The organism is Palaeococcus sp. (in: euryarchaeotes), from assembly GCF_053987695.1.
This window is the reverse complement of record NZ_JBMXHE010000014.1, coordinates 1-2045: the sequence shown is the minus strand read 5'-3', so window position 1 is coordinate 2045 and position 2045 is coordinate 1. Positions and strand designations below refer to the sequence as shown.

Here is a 2045-nt window from a genome sequence, read left to right as displayed (position 1 = left end):
CTTTTAAGCTCAACTCTCAGGGAGCTTTTGGAGTACGAACCGTGGATTAAGAATGTTGAGGCGATAGAAAAAGCAATTCAGGACGCTTTCTCAAGCGTAGAGCTGAAGGAGGGGTTTGCATTCATAGAGTTCACGAGTCCATTCAATATAATCTCAAAAATCGCGAGGAAAGCGGTTTGGGAAGCTGGCTATGAAGGGGCAATCGTGGTAAACAGGGATTTCCACGGGAAAAGCCAGATATACTTTAGAATCTCCTCCAAGCTAAAAGAGAGGATAAACATGAGCGAGATTATTGGTGCTCTCAAAGAAAAGGGTTTCAACGCGGGTGGAAAGAGTGAGGTTTTGGGCTGCGTTTGCGAAAGGGATAGAATAAGCGAAGCTTTAGAGATAATTAACTCTTATCTGGGGTGATTGAGATGGAAAACGTTAAGAAAGTCTTTGTTATCGGTTTGGATTCAGCTCCTCCAGAGCTGCTCTTCGATAGGTTTTTGGATGACCTACCAAACATAAAGAAGCTCTTGGAAAAATCAATTTACGGTCCAATGCAGAGCACAATCCCTGCCATCACTATTCCCGCATGGATGGTCATGGCTACAGGCAAAACACCTGGAGAACTCGGCTTATATGGCTTTAGACATAGAAAGAAAGGCACATACAACGATATCTGGATTGCCCACAGTTTAATGGTTAAGGAAAAGGCCGTTTGGCACTACATAGCTGAAAAGGGCAAAAAATCAATTTTAGTTGGCGTTCCGCCGAGCTATCCACCAAAGCCAATCAACGGCTACCTCGTGAGCTGTTTCATAACCCCCGATGCTTCTGTTGATTATACTTACCCAAAAGAGCTTAAAGGCGAGATTGAGCGCTTAGTCGGCGAGTACATCTTTGATGTAGTCTTTAGAAAAGAGAACAGGGATGAGGTTAGGGAACAGCTCTGGGAGATGACGAAAAAGAGGTTCGAGGTTATTCGCTACCTAATCCAGGAGAAGGAGTGGGACTACTTCCAGTTTGTGGATATAGGGCTTGACAGGGTGCACCACGCCTTTTGGAAGTACTTCGACGAGAACCACCACCTCTATCCCGGTGATGACAATCCCTACAAAAACGTCATCCCCGACTACTACAAGCTCCTCGATGAGGAGATAGGAAAGACATTGGAGTTCCTGGATTTGGATGAGACAGCTGTCATAATAGTTTCAGACCACGGAATAAAGGCTATGAAGGGAGCTTTTGCAATCAATCAATGGCTCATTGAAGAGGGTCTCCTGAAGATTAAAAACCCAGAGATTCTCAAGGAAGGAAGACAAGTGAGATTCAACGAGCTTAAGGTTGACTGGAGTAAGACTATTGCTTGGGCTTGGGGCGGTTATTACTCGAGAGTCTTCCTCAACGTCAAGGGAAGAGAGCCCCAAGGAATCATCGAGCCAGAGAACTACCACAAGGTTAGGGACGAGGTTGCCGAGCTCATAAAGGGCATTAGAGGGCCAAACGGTGAGAAGTGGGATACTAAAGTGTTCTATCCAGAGGAGATATATCCAATTGCCAAAGGCGATAAACCAGATATGATGGTTTACCTGGACGATTTGAACTGGAGAGCCGCGGGAACTTTGGGTTATGAAACACCATACCTCTTGGAGAATGACTTGGGCCCGGACGATGCAGTTCACGCTGAGTATGGAGTGTTCTCCCTGTATCTGCCAGGCATGAAGGAGGCCAAGCAAACCCAGCTCACAATTTATGACTTTGCACCAACAGTGCTCAAGCTCTTTGGAATGAAAAAACCCCTTAGGGGGAGGAGTATAATATGAGCGAGAAAGTAGGAGCAAATGCCCAAGGAGCGTCTCTTAGGACGCTAGAACAGGGATTTACCATCTGGCTCACCGGGCCGAGCGGTGCCGGAAAAACAGTTTTAGCACACGCTCTAAAGAAAAAGCTCAAAGGAATGGGGTATAGAGTGGAAATTTTGGATGGAGACACAATTAGAAAGACATTATACCCAGACCTAGGTTTCAGCAAGGAAGCGAGGGAGATGCACAACCGCATAG

Annotated in this window: 2 protein-coding genes and 1 pseudogene; all 3 read left to right on the top strand. The window is 46.0% G+C overall.

What is annotated here, in order from left to right; translation table 11 throughout:
- Nucleotides 1–411: pseudogene (locus ACXJGZ_RS01560) on the top strand (DHH family protein); the annotation flags it as partial.
- 5 nt (nt 412–416) lie between these two features.
- Nucleotides 417–1808: an alkaline phosphatase family protein gene (locus ACXJGZ_RS01555; RefSeq protein ID WP_456398055.1), complete on the top strand. Its 1392-nt coding sequence runs from the start codon at nt 417–419 to the stop codon at nt 1806–1808.
- A partial coding sequence (locus tag ACXJGZ_RS01550; protein WP_456398053.1) for an adenylyl-sulfate kinase occupies nt 1805–2045 on the top strand: 241 nt, incomplete at its 3' end. The genes ACXJGZ_RS01555 and ACXJGZ_RS01550, both read left to right, overlap by 4 nt.

Coding starts and splice junctions, on each gene's coding strand:
- ACXJGZ_RS01555 (WP_456398055.1), top strand. CDS start 417: ATGGAAAACGTTAAGAAAGTCTTTGTTATCGGTTTGGATTCAGCTCCT.